We start from the raw sequence: 17,767 nt of genomic DNA, 5'->3' as shown, positions 1-17,767 counted from the left end.
GTCAGGCGACGACGTGCAGCGGCGTGGGCTCGACCCGGACCGGGAAGTTCACGGAGCGCGCGATGAAGCACATCGCGTGGGCCTTGTGGTGCAGTGCCGCCAGGTGCTCGTCGGTGGCGAGCTCGCCGGCGTCCACGGCGACCTTCGGGTGCAGGGTCACGTCCGTGAAGGCGCCCTCGCCGCGCGACTCCACGCGCATGGTGCCGGTCGCCGCGTCCGTGTACTCGCGCACGACCAGGCCCGACTCCGCCGCCAGGTGCAGGAACCACAGCATGTGGCACTGGCTCAGGCTCGCCACGAAGAGCTCCTCAGGGCTGTTGCGTGCCGGGTCGCCACGGAACGCCGGGTCGGCCGAACCGGGCAGCGGCGGCTTGTGCGGCAGGTCGATCTCGTGGTCCCGGGAGTAGGACGTGTACGACGAGGTGCCCGTCTCCCCGGCGCCCGTCCAGCGCACGGTCACGGCGTAGTCATGCGTGGCTCCGCTCATGGGAACACCCTAGGTGCCCCCTGCCCCGGAAGCCACGCCTGCCGCGGTGCCGGCGGCTGACCGGCGCGTGACCCTGCCGCCCGGGTCACGCGCCGGCGGCCGCCTTGGCCTTGGTCTTCCGGGCGGCGGGCTTGCGCCGGGCGGCCCCGTTCGACGCCGCGGGCCGCGCGGCTGCCGCCGCGACGGCGTCCGCGTCCAGGATCTCCGCGAGGTAGGTGCCCGTGTGGCTCTCCGGCACGGCCGCGACGGCCTCCGGGGTGCCCTGCGCGACCACCGTGCCGCCGCCGCTGCCACCCTCGGGACCCATGTCGATCACCCAGTCGGCGCTCTTGATGACGTCGAGGTTGTGCTCGATCACGATCACCGTGTTGCCCTTGTCGGCCAGCGACTGCAGCACGCCGAGCAGGCGGCGCACGTCCTCGAAGTGGAGGCCCGTCGTCGGCTCGTCGAGCACGTACGCCGACCGGCCGGACGACCGCTTCTGCAGCTCCGCCGCCAGCTTGACGCGCTGCGCCTCACCGCCGGAGAGGGTCGGCGCGGGCTGCCCGAGCCGCACGTAGCCGAGACCGACGTCCACGAGCGTGGACAGGTGGCGCGAGATCGCGGGGAACGCCTTGAAGAACTCCGCGGCCTCCTCGATGGGCATGTCGAGCACGTCGGCGACCGTCTTGCCCTTGAAGTGCACCTCGAGCGTCTCGCGGTTGTACCGCGCCCCGTGGCACACCTCGCACGGCACGTAGACGTCGGGCAGGAAGTTCATCTCGATCTTGATCGTGCCGTCACCGGCGCACGCCTCGCAGCGGCCGCCCTTGACGTTGAACGAGAACCGGCCCGGCCCGTAGCCGCGGACCTTGGCCTCCTCGGTCTCCGCGAAGATCTTGCGGATGCGGTCCCACACGCCGGTGTACGTGGCGGGGTTGGACCGCGGGGTGCGGCCGATCGGCCCCTGGTCCACGTGGACCACCTTGTCGAGGTGCTCCAGGCCGGTGACGCGCCGGTGCCTGCCCGCTACCCGGCGGGCGCCGTTGAGCTGGTTGGCCATCACCGTGAACAGGATCGAGTTCACGAGGGTGGACTTGCCCGACCCGGACACGCCCGACACGACCGTCAGGACGCCCAGCGGGAACGACACGTCCACGTCGCGCAGGTTGTTCTCGCGCGCGCCGACCACCGTGACCTGCCGGTCCGGGTCGACCGGCCGCCGCACGGCGGGCAGCGGGATCGACCGGCGGCCCGAGAGGTAGGCACCCGTCAGCGAGTCCTTCTGCTCCAGCAGACCGGCGTAGTCACCCGAGTGGATGACGTGGCCGCCGTGCTCGCCCGCGCCCGGGCCGATGTCGACGATCCAGTCCGCCGCGCGGATCGTGTCCTCGTCGTGCTCGACGACGATCAGCGTGTTGCCGAGGTCGCGCAGCCGGGTCAGCGTGTCGATGAGCCGGCGGTTGTCCCGCTGGTGCAGGCCGATGGACGGCTCGTCCAGCACGTACAGCACGCCCACCAGGCCCGAGCCGATCTGGGTCGCGAGCCGGATGCGCTGGGCCTCGCCGCCGGACAGTGTGCCCGCGGGGCGCTCCAGCGTCAGGTAGTGCAGACCGACGTCGAGCAGGAAGCCGAGCCGCGCGTGGATCTCCTTGAGCACCTCGGTGGCGATCTGCGCCTCGCGCACGCCCAGCTCGATGCCCTTGAGGAACTCCGCCGCCTCGCCCACCGGCAGGCGCGACACGTCGGCGATGGACAGGCCGTCCACCTTGACCGCGAGCACCTCCGGCTTGAGCCGCGCGCCGCCGCAGGTGGGGCACGGGACCTCACGCATGTAGGCCTCGTACTTCTCCTTGGACCAGTCGGAGTCCGTCTCGCGGTGCCGCCGCTCCAGGAACGTCACGGCCCCCTCGAACCCGGTCGAGTACTGCCGCTCACGGCCCCAGCGGTTCTTGTACCGGACGTGGACCTTGTGGTCCCGGCCGTGCAGGACGGCCTCCTTGGCCCGCTCGGGCAGGGCCCGCCACGGGACGTCCATGGAGAACTTCATCTCGTCCGCGAGCGCCGACAGCACCCGCTCGAAGTACTCCGAGGAGGTCTGCGCCCACGGCGCGACGGCACCCTCGCGCAGCGTCTTCTCGTCGTCCGGGACGATCAGGTCGGGGTCGACCTCCAGGCGGAAGCCGATACCGGTGCACTCGGGGCACGCGCCGTACGGCGCGTTGAACGAGAAGGTGCGCGGCTCGATCTCGTCGAGGGCCAGCGGGTGCTCGTTGGGGCAGGCGCGCTTCTCGGAGAACTTGCGGAGGCGAGCGGGGCCGTCGATGCCCTCGTCGTCCGGAGTGTCGACCAGCTCGATCATCACGAGCCCGTTGGCCAGGGCCAGCGCCGTCTCCACCGAGTCGGTGAGCCGGCGCTGCACGCCCTCGCGCGACACGAGCCGGTCCACGACCACCTCGATGTCGTGCTTCAGCTTCTTCTCGAGCGCGGGCGGCTCGGTGAGCTGGACGACCTCGCCGTCGACGCGGGCCCGCGAGAAGCCCTTCGCCTGGAGCTCCTTGAAGAGGTCCGCGTACTCGCCCTTGCGGCCGCGGACGACGGGTGCGAGCACCTGGTAGCGCGTGCTCTCGGGCAGCTCCAGGATCTGGTCGACGATCTGCTGCGGCGTCTGCGACTGCACCTTCTCGCCGCAGACCGGGCAGTACTGCGTGCCCGCGCGCGCGAACAGCAGGCGCAGGTAGTCGTAGACCTCGGTGATGGTGCCGACGGTCGAGCGCGGGTTGCGGTTGGTCGACTTCTGGTCGATCGACACCGCGGGCGACAGGCCCTCGATGAAGTCGACGTCGGGCTTGTCCATCTGGCCCAGGAACTGACGCGCGTAGGCCGACAGCGACTCGACGTACCGGCGCTGCCCCTCCGCGAAGATGGTGTCGAACGCGAGCGACGACTTGCCCGAGCCGGACAGCCCCGTGAACACCACGAGCCGGTCCCTGGGCAGGTCCAGATCCACGTTCTTGAGGTTGTGCTCTCGGGCACCCGAGACGACGAGACGATTGCTCACAGAGGCATCCTAGGGCGGCCCACTGACATTCGCACGCCTGTTCTATCACTGATTCTGACTGACGCATCACAGTCGTCCGGCCGCCGGCGCGGCCGTGGCGCCGCGTCACCGCACCGCGCGACCGCCCGACATCCGGGAGCGGCGCACCTGGGACTGCAGGTCAAGGGCGCGCAGCAGGTCCTGCTCGTGCGCGTAGGAGCCGTCGACGAGCCGGCGGCGGACGTCCACGACCTCCTGCGCGTGCTCCGCCGCCGCGTCCCACTCCTCGAGGTCGAGGTGCACCGAGACGAGGTTGGACAGGGCCGCCGCGAGGCCCGGCAGGTGCCGGTCGGGGCTGCGGCGTGCGAGGTCCCGGCGCACCCGCACGGCCTCCGCCGTCGGCCGCACGCTCTCGCGCGGACGGCGTGCGTCCAGGAGGGCGGCGCCCAGGTTCAGGAGCGCGTCGGCGAGGTCGGGCTCGAACCGGTCCGGGTCGCGGCGCGCCAGCAGGCGCAGCTGGCCCACGGCCTCCTCGGTGGGCGCCACCGCGTCCGCGGGGCGGCCCAGCTCGGAGTACAGCACCCCCAGGTTGGACAGCGAGCTCGCGAGGTACTCCTCCCCCGGCTGGCCCTCCTCGGCCAGGCTGCGCCGGATCGCCACCGCTTCCCGCTCCAGGGGCAGGGCCTCCTCCGGCTCGCCCGCCCGCGAGTGCGTGACGGCGAGGTTCGACAGGGACGCCGCCAGCATCCGCCGGTACCGCGCCGGGTGCTCGCGGGCGAGCGTGCGGCGCAGCAGCACGGCCTCGCGCTCCAGCGCGACGGCCTCGTCCAGGTCGCCGAGCCGCGACCGGACGGCGCCCAGCGAGGCGAGGCTGTAGGCGAGGGTCCAGGTGTGCGCCGCGGGGTTCTCCCGGGCCAGCTCGCGGCGCAGCGCGACGGCCTCCCCGAGCGGCTCGATCGCCTCCCGGTCCCGGCCGAGGGCGGCATAGGCGTTGGCGAGGTTGGTCAGCGCGAAGCCCAGCTCGAACCGGTGCCGCTCGGGCGCCATGAGCACCATGCGCCGGCTGAGCTCGACGGCCTCCAGCGCGAACGGCGGGGCCTCCTCCGGGCGACTCTCGGTCAGCGTCACCGACCGGTTGGACAGCGCGGTGGTCAGGAACGTGGCCCACTGCCGTGGGTCACGGTCCACCAGGGTGCGCAGGATGGGCAGCAGCTCCGCGAAGGTGGCGTCCTCCTCCTGGGGCGTCCCGACGTCGTTGAGCACCACGTTCAGGCTGATCAGCACGCGCGCCATCTCGGCCTGGCACCACCCCGTGTCGCGCTCGGGTGCCGACCGGCACAGCTCGACCGCCTCGCGCTGCGCGACCAGCGCCTCGCGGGCGTGCCCCGCGCGCCAGTGCGCCGACCCGTAGGAGTTGATCGCCGAGACCAGCGCGGTGCGGTACCGGTCCGGGTCCCCCGCCGCGATCTTGCGCCAGGCGGCCACGCCCGTCTCCAGCACGTCGAGCGCCTCGGTCAGGCGGGCCACGTCCCGCAGCGACGAGCCGAGGTCGACGAGCGCCTCGGCGCGGCCCACGGCGTCCTTCGCGGCGGCCACCGACCGTTCACCGCGGTCCACGTCGTCGGGCGACGCGTCGGCGACCGAGCGCGGCTTGAGCAGGAAGGCCGTGCGCAGCGCGCGCGGGTCGTCGCCGTAGGAGTCGGTGGCGCGGCGCAGGAGCTCAGCGGCCAGCGCGGCGGCGCCCGGCACCTCCGACAGCTCGACCTCGAGCCGCCGCGCGACGCGCACGACACGCAGCGCGACCTTCCGCGACAGTCCCCACGTGCACGACCCGACGAGCGCGACCGAGCGGCCGAGGCGGTCGACCACGAGCAGGTCGCCGAGGCGGTCCGGGCCGGCCGGGGCGGGCCCGAGCTCGGCCGCGGTGGTGGGCAGTCCGAGCAGCCAGCGCGCACCGGCGCGTCCCGGCAGGCCGGGCACCACGCGGCGCAGCACGTCGCGCGCGCCCGCGGCGTCCTCCACCCCGAGGAGGCAGGCCGCCGCGACCACGTCCTGGACCTCGTCGAGGTCCAGGTCCAGCCCGGCCGCGTGCGCCGAGCGCGCCCACGCGTCCGCGGCCACCGCGAGCAGGCCGCGCACGGGGCTGGGCTCGTCGTCCGGCACGCGCACCCCGGCGGCGGCGAGGGCGGCCAGCGCGGCGCCCGCGTGCAGGTCGGAGACGCGGGCGCCGCCCGCGGGGTCCAGCAGCCGCACGGCGGCGACGCCGGGACTGGGCACACCCAGGTGGGCGGCGAACGCCTCGACGGCGCCGTCCAGCACTACCGCGTCGGGCAGCGCGGGACCCAGCCGCATGTCGAGCGCGACCTGCGTGGCGTCGTCGCGCTCGAGCCGCTCCCACAGCGCCGAGCTCCAGCGCAGCCGCCGCAGCCACTCGCCGGCGACCCGGGCGAGCATGAGCACGCGGGTGCGGCCGCGCGCGGGCCGGGCGAGCGCGTCGAGCATCGTGTCCAGGCCGAGCCGGGTGGCCGCGTGGTCGACGACGAACAGGACGTCGCCGGGCGGGCGGGCACGGACCGTGGCGGCCTCCCGGCCCCGCGGCACGGGGACGACGGTCCAGCCGGCGGCGGTCATCCGCGCCCCGAGCTCCTGCGCGAGCCGCGTCTTGCCGAAGCCTGCCGGCGCGACCACGAGCCGGAGGCTGACCGGCGCGTCGCTCCCCGCCCAGGCGCTCAGCTCGGCGAGCTCCCGCTCGCGGCCCACGAACGGCACGACGGCACGCGCCGGGTCGAGCAGGGCCGTGGGGGACGCGACGGCGTCGAGCGGCCCGTCCTGGACCGCAGGCTGGAGCAGGCCGCGGCCTGCCGCGGTGCGGGCGGCCCGGACCGCAGCGGCCAGCCGGGTCGACAGCTCCGAGACCACCACGAGAACAAAGTCAACCGGACGAACCGAGGGGCCTGCAAGAGGGCGGGCAGGACTGGTTCATTCTTTGAATGCAACAAGGTTGCCGGACGTCGCGGACGCGCCGCAGGTCACAGCCCGAAGCGCTCGACGTCGCGCATCTTGTTGGTCACGTCCAGCGCCGCGACCTTGTAGGCCTCGGCCAGGGTCGGGTAGTTGAACACGGTGTCGACGAGATGGTCCACGGTCCCGCCGGTGGTCATGACCGCCTGGCCGATGTGGATGATCTCCGTGGCGCCGGTCCCGAAGACGTGCACGCCGAGGATCTTGCGGTCCTCGGTGGAGACCAGCAGCTTGAGCATGCCGTAGGAGTCGCCCAGGATCTGCCCGCGGGCGAGCTCGCGGTAGCGTGCGACACCGACCTCGTACGGCACGCCCGCGGTCGTGAGCTGGTCCTCGGTGTCCCCGCAGTACGAGATCTCGGGGATCGTGTAGATGCCGATGGGCTGCAGCTCCAGCACCGAGGACACGGGCTCCCCGAACGCGTGGTACGCGGCCAGCCGCCCCTGCTCCTGCGACGTCGCCGCGAGCGCCGGGAACCCGATGACGTCGCCGACGGCGTAGATGTGCTCCACGTCGGTGCGGAACTGCTTGTCCACCTGGAGCCGGCCGCGCGCGTCGGCCTCCAGGCCCGCTGCGGCGAGGTCGAGGCCGTCGGTGGCGCCCTGGCGGCCGGCGGAGTAGAGCACGCAGTCGGCGGGTACCCGCTTGCCGGACGCGAGGGTGGTGACGGTGCCGCCGTCGCCCGCGCTGACGGACTCGACGGTCTCCCCCAGCCGGAAGGTGACGGACAGGTCGCGGAGCTGGAACTTGAGCGCCTCGACCACCTCGGAGTCGCAGAAGTCGAGGATCCGCGGGCGGGCCTCGACCACGGTGACGCGCGTGCCGAGCGCGGCGAACACGGACGCGTACTCGATGCCGATCACGCCGGCGCCCACCACCACCATGGTGCGGGGCACGTCGGCCATGGCCAGGATGCCGTCGGAGTCGACCACGCGGACGCCGTCGAAGTCGACGTGAGCCGGCCGCGCGGGGCGGGTGCCGACCGCGACCACGATCTTGTCCGCGCTCAGCCGGCGCACGACGTCACCCTCGGCGTCGGTCACCTCGACCTCGTGCGGGCCGGCGAACCGGGCGCTGCCCACCACGGTCTCGACGTGGTTGCGGGCGAGCTGGTTGCGGACCACCTCGATCTCGCGCCCGATCACGTGCTGCAGGCGGGCCAGCAGGTCCTGGACGGTGATGTGCTCCTTGAGCCGGTAGCTGGACCCGTACACGTCGCGCATCTGCAGACCGGTCAGGTACAGCACGGCCTCGCGCAAGGTCTTGGACGGGATGGTGCCGGTGTGCAGGCTGACACCGCCGACCTGGTCGCGTCGTTCGACCACCGCGACCCGGCGGCCGAGCTTGGCGGCCGCGATCGCGGCCTTCTGCCCGCCGGGGCCGGAGCCGATCACGACGAGGTCGAAGTGGTTCCCGGTTGCGTCCATGGTCCGAGTGTGGCGCCCCGGCGGCCCCGTGACGAGACCGGACCGGAAACTCGCGCCGGGAGCTCAGGCCGGGAGTTGACCGGCTCGCCCTCGGTGGTGGCAGGCTGACGCCATGAGCATCTACGCCGTGAGCTACACGTACACCGACGACGTCGCGACGCGCGACGAGGTCCGCCCGAGCCACCGCGACTTCCTGCGCGCCCTGAACGCGGACGGCGTCGTACGGGCGTCGGGCCCCGTCGACGGCGGCGTCGGCGCGCTCGTGATCGTCGAGGCGGGCTCGGCGCCCGAGGCGCTCCAGATCCTGGACGCGGACCCCTTCGCCACCCGCGGGGTCATCGCCGAGCGCAGCGTGCGGGCGTGGGACATCGTCATCGGCGGCCTGGCGGAATAGACCAATACTTCGCCATGTGAATAGTTTTACCGACAAGTCGGGTTTCTCGGTTGGCGTGGCGCGCGCCATGGTGCACATGATGCCTTTTCGGACACTGCTCCATACGTCCCGGGAGGCACGGCATGACCACTGTCGAGAATCCGGCAGCGACCACCACCACAGCGACCTCCGCTCCGGCAACCTCCTCGCCGGCAACCTCCGCTCCGGCAACCTACGAGGAGATCGGTCCGCGCATCTGCGTGACGCCGCCCTACTACGCGCTCGGCGACCTCACGGTCCCTGTCCCCGGGCTGGCCCTGGCCACGGTCCCGGTCCAGACCCCCACCGGACGTCAGGTACCCGTCATCAACATCGCGGAGGCCGGGCGGCACCTCGCCATCCTCGGCCTGTGCGCCGCCGCCTCGACCAACCCCGCCCCCGGGCGGCACTACTACCTCGCCCACCGCGGCGTGGGCCGGATGTATCCGCCGAGCTCCGGAACCGCCGGCTCGGCCGGCGTGCTGCACGGCACGGCGACCGCCCGGATGTCCGGGCGCAACCGGGCGGTCGCCCAGACCGAGCTGCGCGACGCCGGCGGCAGCCTCGTCGCGCGGCTCGACATGGAATACCTCGTCATGTCGGAGCCCGTGTTCCGGCGGCTGATGGGGCCGGCCACGGCGCCCGACGCGGCAGGCCCGGCCAACCCGTTCGCCGCGCCGGCGCCCCTGACGGGGGTGGCCGCGGGCGCCCGCGGCGGCACGGCGGAGCTGACCGTGGAGCCCACGCTGTGCCGGGGACACTTCACCGGCCACCCCGCCCTGCCCGTCTCGGTGGCCGGCTACGCCACCTTCGCGCTCTTCGACCACGTGCTGGAGGCGGCGGCCGGGCCCGACGCCCGCTGGCAGCCCGGCTCCTACCGCCTGCGGGCGGACCACCTCGCGGCGGCCGGGCGGACGTGCGCCGTGGAGGTGACGCCGTCCGCACCGGCCGAGCCCGAGCAGCACGACAGGGCGTTCACGGGCACGCTCCGGTCGGGCTCCCGGGACGTCTTCACCATCGAGGTGGACTACACGGTCGTGTGACCGGCCTCGGCCCGGGCATCGGGCACCGGGCACACCACAGGCCGGCGGTTGCACCCCGTCGTACGCGGGGTGCGGCCGCCGGCCTGTGGTGGGAGAGCTACTTCGCCGAGTCGGACGCGTTCTCCTCCGCCGGCTCTGTCGCCTGCTCCGCCGCGGGCTCGAACGCCGCCTCCTTGCGCGCGTCGTGCGCGGACTTCACGAGGCTGGCGATGGTCCCCACCGCCAGCGACACGACGATCACCGTGAGCGACAGCCAGATGGGCACCTCGGGCGCCCACTCGAAGCCCTCGCCTCCGTTGATCCACGACAGCGAGTTGGTGTGCAGCGCCTCGAGGATCAGCTTGATGCCGATGAAGCCGAGCACCACCGAGAGCGCGTACGGCAGGTACACGAGCCGGTCGAGCAGGCCGCCCAGCAGGAAGTAGAGCTGCCGCAGGCCCATCAGCGCGAACAGGTTGGTCGCGAACACGATGAACGGGTCCCGCGTGATGCCGAAGATCGCCGGGATGGAGTCGACGGCGAAGAGCACGTCCGTCGAGCCGATCGCGAGGAAGACGATGATCAGCGGCGTGAACAGCCGGCGCCGGTCGACCATCGTGGTGAGCCGCCCGCCGTCGTACTGGTGGTGCAGCGGGAGGACCTTGCGCATCTGCCGGATGAGGACGTTCTCCTTGTAGTCGTCCTTGTCCTCCTCGCTCTGCGGCAACGCCTGGTGGATCGCCGTGTAGATGAGGAACGCACCGAAGAGGTAGAAGAGCCACGTGAACTGCTCGATGAGCGCGGCCCCCGCGAGGATGAACGCCGCACGGAAGATCAGCGCCATGATGATGCCGACCATCAGCACACGCTGCTGCTGCTCCCGCGGCACCGCGAACCGCGCCATGATGATGACGAAGACGAAGAGGTTGTCGACGCTCAGGGAGTACTCCATGAGCCAGCCGGCGTAGAACTCCGCGGCCGGGGTGACGCCACCAACGCCCCAGACGATGCCACCGAAGATCAGGGCGAGGGCGACGTAGAAGCCGACCCAGATCGCGCTCTCCTTCATGGACGGCACGTGCGGCCGTCGACCGACGATCAGCAGGTCGGCCACCAGCAGGACCACCATCGCCGCGAGCGCGATGATCTCGAAGGTCACGGGTAGTTCGTGGACCATTGTTTCCTTCCGGAACGAGGAGGAACGCGCGACCGCATCGAGCCTCCGGTGTGTACGACAGGGCACCGGAGGTCTTCCTCGCCCGCGCGTGCACCAGCCTGACCGAAACCAGACCACGATGCACCACGAGCCGGCCTGGCCGAGCTGACGTCATCGGCAGCTGTGATGACGACCAAGCCGTTACGAGGTACTCCCCTCCAACGGGGGAAGCATACGGGACGCCCGATCTGTTCCCGAACGTGACGCACGCCACGTCCACGCGCCGTGGGGACCCGGCCCGCGCGCCGCTACTGGAGGCAGAACTCGTTGCCCTCGGGGTCGCGCATCACGATCCAGAAGTCGCCGAGCTCGCTTCCCTCGGTCACCCGCGTCGCGCCCAGGGACTCCACGCGGTCCGCCTCGGCCCGGAGCCGGGCCACCCTCTCCTCGCCGCGCAGTCCGGCGCCGACGTTGACGTCCAGGTGCACCCGGTTCTTGGCCGTCTTGGGCTCGGGCACCTTCTGGATGAAGATGCGCGGGCCCGCTCCGTCCGGGTCGCGCAGGGCGTTCTTGTCGTTCCACCGCTCCTCGGGCAGCCCCCAGGCCGTCAGCGCCTCCTCCCACGTGGCGAAGCCCTCGGGCGGGGCGTCCCGCACGTACCCGAGCACCTCGCACCAGAAGTCGCCGAGCGCCCGCGGGTCCGCCGCGTCGAAGGTCACCTGGAACGTCGTCGCCATCGTCGTGCTCCCCTCTCGTGCGGTGCGCCTCGGCCCACGCTCGGGCCGGGGCGCCGTGCGTCAGGCCGTGGCCGCCTGCATCTGCCGCAGCTCCTTCTTCAGGCCCGAGATCTCGTCGCGCAGCCGCGCGGCCACCTCGAACTGCAGCTCCCCCGCCGCCGCGTGCATCTGGTCGGTGAGCTCCTGGATGAGCTCCGCCAGCTCGCTCGCCGCGGCCCCCGCGAGGCGGTTGCCCGACGTCGCGGCTTCCTTCGGCGCGCCCGGCACCTGCGCCCCCTTCCGCCCCTCCCCCTTGGCCTTGCGGCTGTTGCGGTACCCGCCGGCCAGCAGCTCCTGGGTGTCCAGGTCCTCCCGGGCGAGCATGTCGGTGACGTCGGCGATCTTCTTGCGCAGCGGCTGCGGGTCGATCCCGCGCTCGGTGTTGTACGCGATCTGCTTCTCGCGCCGGCGGCTGGTCTCGTCGATCGCCTCGCGCATCGCGGGCGTGATCTTGTCCGCGTACATGTGCACCTGGCCCGACACGTTGCGGGCCGCGCGGCCGATCGTCTGGATCAGCGACCGGCCGGAGCGCAGGAAGCCCTCCTTGTCGGCGTCCAGGATCGCCACGAGCGACACCTCCGGCAGGTCCAGGCCCTCGCGCAGCAGGTTGATGCCCACCAGCACGTCGTACTCGCCCAGACGCAGCTCGCGCAGCAGCTCGACGCGGCGCAGCGTGTCCACCTCCGAGTGCAGGTAGCGCACCCGGACGTCCCGCTCCAGGAAGTAGTCCGTGAGGTCCTCGGCCATCTTCTTGGTCAGCGTGGTCACGAGCACGCGCTCGTTGCGCTCGACCCGCTCGCGGATCTCGCCCAGCAGGTCGTCGATCTGGCCGGTGGTCGGCTTGACCACGACCTCGGGGTCCACCAGGCCGGTCGGGCGGATGACCTGCTCGACCACACCGTCCGACAGGGAACGCTCGTAGTCGCCCGGCGTGGCCGACAGGTACACCGTCTGCCCGATGCGCTCGGTGAACTCCTCCCACTTCAGCGGTCGGTTGTCCATGGCGCTGGGCAGTCGGAAGCCGTGGTCCACCAGGGCGCGCTTGCGCGAGGCGTCGCCCTCGTACATCGCGCCGATCTGCGGCACGGTCTGGTGCGACTCGTCGATGACGAGCAGGAAGTCCTCGGGGAAGTAGTCGAGGAGCGTGTTGGGCGCCGTGCCCGGCTCACGTCCGTCGATGTGCATCGAGTAGTTCTCGATGCCGTTGCAGGTGCCGATCGAGCGCATCATCTCGATGTCGTAGGTGGTGCGCATGCGCAGTCGCTGGGCCTCCAGCAGCTTGCCCTGCTTCTCGAGCTCCGCGAGCCGCTCCTCGAGCTCCTTCTCGATGCCGCCGATGGCGCGCTCCATGCGCTCGGGACCCGCCACGTAGTGGGTGGCCGGGAACACGTAGATCGACTCCTCGCTGCGCACCACGTCACCCGTGAGCGGGTGCAGCGTCTGGATCGACTCGATCTCGTCACCGAACATCTCGATGCGGATCGCGAGCTCCTCGTACACCGGGATGATCTCCACGGTGTCGCCGCGCACCCGGAACGTGCCCCGGGTGAAGGCCATGTCGTTGCGGGTGTACTGCATGGTCACGAACTGGCGCAGCAGCTGGTCACGATCGATCACGTCGCCCACGTCGAGCCGGACCATGCGGTCCACGTACTCCTGCGGCGTGCCCAGGCCGTAGATGCACGACACCGACGCCACCACCACGACGTCCCGCCGGGTCAGCAGCGACGAGGTGGCGGAGTGCCGCAGACGCTCCACCTCGTCGTTGATCGACGAGTCCTTCTCGATGTAGGTGTCCGTCTGCGCGATGTACGCCTCGGGCTGGTAGTAGTCGTAGTACGAGACGAAGTACTCGACGGCGTTGTTGGGCAGCAGCTCGCGGAACTCCGTCGCGAGCTGCGCCGCCAGCGTCTTGTTCGGCGCCATCACGAGGGTGGGGCGCTGGAGCTTCTCGACCAGCCAGGCCGTCGTCGCCGACTTGCCCGTACCGGTGGCGCCGAGCAGCACCACGTCCTTCTCGCCCGCCTGGACGCGTTCGGCCAGCTCGGCGATCGCCGTCGGCTGGTCGCCGGCGGGCTGGTACTCGGAGATGACCTCGAACGGGGCCACCGTGCGCTGCAGATCGGTCACGGGTCGCATGCCACTACGGTACGACCGACCACTGACACTCCCCCGCGCGGCCCGCCTCAGTGCAGGGCGCCGGCCGGGGCGTCGGGCTCCACGACGTCGCCCCGCGCCGCCCTCAGTGCCGTGCGCACCACGATCTCCAGGGCGTGCGCCAGCGCGTCGAGCGGGAGGTGCGCCGCGCCGCCGTCGGCCAGGGCGGACTCCGACGCCTGCGCGCCCACCTCCTCCGTGCTGCGCGGCACGTGCACGAAGCCCGACAGGACGCCGGGCCGCTCCGCGAGCGCGTGCTGGAGGGCGTAGAACGTGGCGTTGCAGACGTACGTCCCGGCGCTGTAGGTGACGCCGGCGGGGATGCCTGCCTCGCGCACCGCGGCGGCCGCGGCCTTGACGGGGAGCGTCGCGAACCGCGCGTCCGGTCCGCCGTCGGCCACCGGGGCATCCACGGGACGGGCGCCGCCGTTGTCGGGGATGCGCGCGTCCATGAGGTTGATCGCCACGCGCTCCACGCGCACCTGCGTGACACCGTCGGCGAGGCCGGTCGCGACCACGACGTCGGGCGCGTGCTCGTCCAGCAGGCGCATGAGCCGCCCGTGCGGGCCGCGCACCTCGTCGAACTCCACCGGCAGCACGGCAGTGACGAGCTCGTCCGGCCCGCTCCAGCGCTCCGCGAGCGCCGCCACCGCGTCCGCCGAGGCGTTGACGGTGTCACCACCGAACGGTTCGAACCCCGTGACCAAGACCTTCATCGCACGCTCCTCACCTGACCGGCCGGACCGTGCCGGCCGGATCATGCGGAGTCCGCCTCCGCCTCCTGCGCGACCTCCGCGGCCACGCGCTGCCACAGGGTATCGACCTGGGCGCGCAGGTCGTCCTCGCTGCCCGACCCGTCGAGGGTGACATCGGCGGCGGCGAGCCGTTCGTCGTCGCCCGCCTGGGACGCGAGGCGTGCGCGGGCCGCCGCCTCGGTCAGCCCGCGGGCCGCGACGAGGCGGGCCACACGCTGCTCCGCGGGCGTGTGCACGACCACCACGAGGTGGAAGTGCCCGGCCTGCCCGGTCTCCACGAGCAGCGGGATGTCGTGCACGACGACGGCGGCCGGGTCCGCGGCTCCTGCCTTGGCCTCCCGTTCCGCGGACAGCCGGCGCACCTCGGGGTGCACGATGTCGTTGAGGCGTGCGCGGGCGGCGTCGTCGGCGAACACCAGCGCGCCGAGGGCGGGCCGGTCGAGGCTGCCGTCGTCGGCCACGACGCCCGGGCCGAAGGCCTCGACGATCTCGGCCAGCCCGACGGACCCCGGCGCGACGGCCTCACGGGCGAGGAGGTCATGGTCCACGACGACGGCGCCGAGCTCGGCCAGACGCGTCGCCGCCACCGACTTGCCCGCCGCGATGCCACCGGTGAGGCCGATACGGAACATAACCATCCTCGGTTCGCTGATGTGTCGGGACGCCGAGCTCGTCCGCCGCGGCATGCGAGGCCCGCCCTGCGGCGCGAGACGTCGCACGGCAAGGCTACCCGCCTCGCTCCCGCCGATCTCGACGGCGCACGCCGCCTCCTGCTCGCCTCCTACTCGCCTCCTACTCGGCTCCAGGCCGTCTCCGCGTCGCCTCCTGGTCCGGTGCCGAGCCGGCCTCCTCCTGCGCGGCTCGGCCCACGGACTCGTCGCGCTCGGCGTGCGCCCTCCTGAGCAGGTCCACCAGGTCGGGCTGCTGCCGGGCGACCCGCAGGTACTTCGGGCCGAGGCTCCGCACGATCTCCTCCTCGTGCCGCAGGGCCTCGTACACCCGGTCGCGTTCCGCGCGGTCCGCGGTGTACCCCAGGTCCAGGTAGTCGGTCGCGTGCCGCCGGGCGTTCGCGATGGCGGTCTGCGCGCGGCCGGCCGGGCTGAGCAACGACACGAGCACCGTGATCAGCAGCACCCCGACGATGACCGTGAGGGACAGCCCCGTGCTGATCTCGACGACCGGTACGGGTTCACCACCGTTGATGAACGGGACGTTGTTCTCGTGCAAGGCGTGGAGCACCAGCTTGACCCCGATGAAGGCGAGGATCGCGGAGAGCCCGTACGAGAGGTAGATGAGCCGGTCGAGCAGCCCGTCGATGAGGAAGTACAGCTGCCGCAGGCCCAGCAGCGAAAAAGCCGTGGCGGTGAAGACGATGTACACGTCCTGGGTGAGCCCGAAGATCGCGGGGATGGAGTCGAGCGCGAACAGCAGGTCGGTGCCCGCGATCGCCACCATGACGAGAAGCATCGGGGTCAGCGCGCGCTTGCCGTCGTGGACGGTGAACAGCTTGTCACCGTCGTAGTCCGGGCTGGTGTGGAAGATCCGGCGCGCCAGCCGCACCATGACGTTCTCGCCGGACCTCGAGTCGGAGCTCTCCGGCTTGAGCATGTTGCCCGCCGTCAGGAGCAGGACGAGCCCGAAGAAGTAGAAGACCCACGCGAACGAGTTGATCAGCGCGGAACCGAGGAAGATGAATCCCGTCCGGGCGACGAGCGAGAACGTGATGCCGAACAGCAGGACCTTCTGCTGGTCCTCACGCGGCACCCGGAAGCTCGTCATGATGATGAGGAAGACGAACAGGTTGTCGACCGACAGCGCCTTCTCGGTGATGTACCCGGCGAAGTACTCGGAGCCCCAGTCCGGTCCCGCCAGGACGAGCCCGCCGACGCCGAAGAGCACGGCGATGCCGACGTAGATCGCCGACCAGACCGCCGCCTCCCGCAGCGACGGCACGTGCGCCTTGCGCACGTGGAACACGTAGTCGAAGACGAGGAGCGCGCAGATCCCCGCGACCGTCAGGGTCCAGACAAGAGGCGATGCGTCCATGCGGCCTGCTCTCGGTCGACGGGGATGAGCCATGCATGGCGGCACGACGGCGCCGGGACGCCGTCCTCAGGCTACCCGACCTCTGCCCGGGACCGCCCGGGTCAGGCCCGGACCGGCGTCCGCGCGCTCTGCCGCTCGGGCGTGAACCGGACGGGCAGCACGGCCGGGTACCGCGACCAGGGCGACGGGGCCCACGTCACCTCGGGGTCGGCCAGGCGCAGGTCCAGCCGCTCCATGAGGCTCTCGACGGCGATCTTGACCACGAGCCGGCCCGGCCGCCGGGCCGGGCACGCGTGCGGCCCGACGCCGAACGACAGGTGCGACCGGTTGCTCGCCTCGAACGTGTCGTCGTCGGTACGCACCCGCGGGTCGTTGTTCGCGGCGGCGACACCCATCACGATCGCGTCGCCCGCCTGGATGCGCACCTTGCCGAGCGTGCAGTCCGTGACCGCGTACCGCGCGGGCAGGTTGGCCACGGGCGGCTCGCTCCACAGGGTCTCGTCGAGCGCGTCGTCCAGGCCGCGGCGCACGCCGGTGATCCGGCCGGTGTACCGGGGGTCGGTGAGCATGCGGCGCAGGGTCGCCGCGATCCAGGTCACGAGCATCTCGTTGGCGGCGCAGATCGCCACCACCATCGAGTGCACGATCTCCGTGTCGTTCTCGAAGCTCGGGTGCTCCACCAGGCGGGCCGTGAGGTTGTTGCCGGGCGCCGCCCGCGTGGCCAGCACCTGGTCCAGCACGATCTGGTCCATGGCGGCCAGCGCGGCCACGGCGTCGCCCCCGTGCCCGAACACGCCGTGCGCGCACCGCAGCAGCGCGATGCCCTGCCGCTCGTCGAACCCGAACATGCCCGAGACGGCGAGGAACGAGACCGCCGCGGCGTACTCGCCGATCAGGTCCGCCTCGCCCTGCGTGGCGAACGCGTCGATCAGGCCGGCGCACACGCCGCGCACCAGGGCCGCCGTCTGCGCCTCGTCGAGGCTCGCGAACGCCTCGTCCATCGGCAGCCGCAGCCGGCGGTGGTCGGCGCCGTCCGCGTAGTACAGGGCTCGCCGCCCGGCCGGCGAGAGGATGGCGTGCAGCGTCGAGTCGAGCGGCAGCCGCTCCTTCCAGTGCCGCGGGTCGCGCGCGAAGACGCTCTCGGTGCGCATCACCTCCATGACCTCGGCGTGCCCGAGCACGAGCCAGCCCGGTACGCCGGGCTCCAGGTCCACGGGCGCCACGGGGCCCCACTCGTCCTGCAGCCTGCGCAGCTCGGCGACCATGTCCTCCGCGCCGGTCAGCTCCACCAGCGCCACGCGACCTCCGCCTCGCTGCGGTTCCCGGCCGGACATGGCGCCTCCACCGTCCACATTCATCGGATCATCCATCGAAATATGGGGGCGACCTGCGTAGACGCCCGATCGAGGGTTTCTATCACGCCCAGCGGGGAACCGGTAGCACGCCTGTGGTCCGGGTCACCCCCGGTTCACCCGCTACGGTCGGGCCG

At 72.1% G+C, this 17,767-nt stretch carries 13 protein-coding genes; 2 read left to right on the top strand and 11 right to left on the bottom strand.

Features of this window, described 5'->3' with window-relative positions:
* Position 1: 1 nt before the first annotated feature.
* The 4 genes from APR03_RS21015 to sthA form a co-directional block, all read right to left on the bottom strand.
* On the bottom strand, positions 2-487 hold the full coding sequence (locus APR03_RS21015) for an OsmC family protein (protein WP_253838998.1): 486 nt from the start codon (positions 485-487) through the stop codon (positions 2-4).
* 85 nt (positions 488-572) lie between these two features.
* Positions 573-3,527 carry an excinuclease ABC subunit UvrA gene (uvrA, locus tag APR03_RS21010; RefSeq protein WP_253838996.1) on the bottom strand — a complete coding sequence of 985 codons (2,955 nt, stop codon included), beginning with the start codon at positions 3,525-3,527 and terminating at the stop codon, positions 573-575.
* Positions 3,528-3,632: 105 nt separating this feature from the next.
* On the bottom strand, positions 3,633-6,428 hold the full coding sequence (locus APR03_RS25365) for a tetratricopeptide repeat protein (RefSeq protein WP_253838994.1): 2,796 nt from the start codon (positions 6,426-6,428) through the stop codon (positions 3,633-3,635).
* Between the two features lie 107 nt (positions 6,429-6,535).
* Complete coding sequence (gene sthA / locus APR03_RS21000) at positions 6,536-7,954, bottom strand: Si-specific NAD(P)(+) transhydrogenase (RefSeq protein WP_253838992.1); 1,419 nt, start codon at positions 7,952-7,954, stop codon at positions 6,536-6,538.
* 112 nt (positions 7,955-8,066) lie between these two features.
* Here sthA and APR03_RS20995 point away from each other — a divergent pair, with 112 nt between their 5' ends.
* Both APR03_RS20995 and APR03_RS20990 read left to right on the top strand, forming a co-directional pair.
* A complete protein-coding gene (locus APR03_RS20995; protein ID WP_253838991.1) occupies positions 8,067-8,348 on the top strand; it encodes a YciI family protein in 282 nt (93 codons plus the stop codon).
* Between the two features lie 122 nt (positions 8,349-8,470).
* A complete protein-coding gene (locus APR03_RS20990; protein ID WP_253838990.1) occupies positions 8,471-9,409 on the top strand; it encodes a hypothetical protein in 939 nt (312 codons plus the stop codon).
* A 97-nt stretch (positions 9,410-9,506) separates the two neighbouring features.
* Here APR03_RS20990 and APR03_RS20985 read toward each other — a convergent pair whose 3' ends face one another.
* The 7 genes from APR03_RS20985 to APR03_RS20955 all read right to left on the bottom strand — a co-directional run bounded on the left by APR03_RS20985 (position 9,507) and on the right by APR03_RS20955 (position 17,576).
* A complete protein-coding gene (locus APR03_RS20985; protein ID WP_253838989.1) occupies positions 9,507-10,565 on the bottom strand; it encodes a TerC family protein in 1,059 nt (352 codons plus the stop codon).
* 287 nt (positions 10,566-10,852) lie between these two features.
* Entirely contained in the window at positions 10,853-11,281 is a 429-nt protein-coding gene (locus tag APR03_RS20980) for a VOC family protein (protein ID WP_253838988.1), read from the bottom strand.
* Positions 11,282-11,341: 60 nt separating this feature from the next.
* Positions 11,342-13,459: an excinuclease ABC subunit UvrB gene (gene uvrB / locus APR03_RS20975; RefSeq protein ID WP_253838987.1), complete on the bottom strand. Its 2,118-nt coding sequence runs from the start codon at positions 13,457-13,459 to the stop codon at positions 11,342-11,344.
* A gap of 47 nt (positions 13,460-13,506) precedes the next feature.
* Positions 13,507-14,193, bottom strand: a complete 687-nt coding sequence (locus APR03_RS20970; protein WP_253838986.1) for a pyroglutamyl-peptidase I — start codon at positions 14,191-14,193, stop codon at positions 13,507-13,509.
* Between the two features lie 41 nt (positions 14,194-14,234).
* A complete protein-coding gene (coaE, locus tag APR03_RS20965; protein WP_253838985.1) occupies positions 14,235-14,864 on the bottom strand; it encodes a dephospho-CoA kinase in 630 nt (209 codons plus the stop codon).
* A gap of 160 nt (positions 14,865-15,024) precedes the next feature.
* On the bottom strand, positions 15,025-16,278 hold the full coding sequence (locus APR03_RS20960) for a TerC family protein (protein WP_253838982.1): 1,254 nt from the start codon (positions 16,276-16,278) through the stop codon (positions 15,025-15,027).
* A gap of 101 nt (positions 16,279-16,379) precedes the next feature.
* Positions 16,380-17,576: a cytochrome P450 gene (locus APR03_RS20955; protein ID WP_253838980.1), complete on the bottom strand. Its 1,197-nt coding sequence runs from the start codon at positions 17,574-17,576 to the stop codon at positions 16,380-16,382.
* Positions 17,577-17,767 lie beyond the last annotated feature (191 nt).

The organism is Promicromonospora thailandica (assembly GCF_024171955.1).
Taxonomy (GTDB): Bacteria; Actinomycetota; Actinomycetes; order Actinomycetales; family Cellulomonadaceae; genus Promicromonospora; species Promicromonospora thailandica.
The sequence above is the reverse complement of the archived record's forward strand: the minus strand, read 5'-3'. Positions and strand labels throughout refer to the sequence as shown.

Excerpts from the sequence above, each read along its gene's own strand:
- APR03_RS20960 (WP_253838982.1), bottom strand. The coding sequence starts at position 16,278 with ATGGACGCATCGCCTCTTGTCTGGACCCTGACGGTCGCGGGGATCTGC.
- APR03_RS20995 (WP_253838991.1), top strand. The coding sequence starts at position 8,067 with ATGAGCATCTACGCCGTGAGCTACACGTACACCGACGACGTCGCGACG.
- sthA (WP_253838992.1), bottom strand. The coding sequence starts at position 7,954 with ATGGACGCAACCGGGAACCACTTCGACCTCGTCGTGATCGGCTCCGGC.
- APR03_RS20990 (WP_253838990.1), top strand. The coding sequence starts at position 8,471 with ATGACCACTGTCGAGAATCCGGCAGCGACCACCACCACAGCGACCTCC.
- coaE (WP_253838985.1), bottom strand. The coding sequence starts at position 14,864 with ATGTTCCGTATCGGCCTCACCGGTGGCATCGCGGCGGGCAAGTCGGTG.
- APR03_RS21015 (WP_253838998.1), bottom strand. The coding sequence starts at position 487 with ATGAGCGGAGCCACGCATGACTACGCCGTGACCGTGCGCTGGACGGGC.
- APR03_RS20980 (WP_253838988.1), bottom strand. The coding sequence starts at position 11,281 with ATGGCGACGACGTTCCAGGTGACCTTCGACGCGGCGGACCCGCGGGCG.
- APR03_RS20985 (WP_253838989.1), bottom strand. The coding sequence starts at position 10,565 with ATGGTCCACGAACTACCCGTGACCTTCGAGATCATCGCGCTCGCGGCG.
- uvrB (WP_253838987.1), bottom strand. The coding sequence starts at position 13,459 with ATGCGACCCGTGACCGATCTGCAGCGCACGGTGGCCCCGTTCGAGGTC.
- APR03_RS20970 (WP_253838986.1), bottom strand. The coding sequence starts at position 14,193 with ATGAAGGTCTTGGTCACGGGGTTCGAACCGTTCGGTGGTGACACCGTC.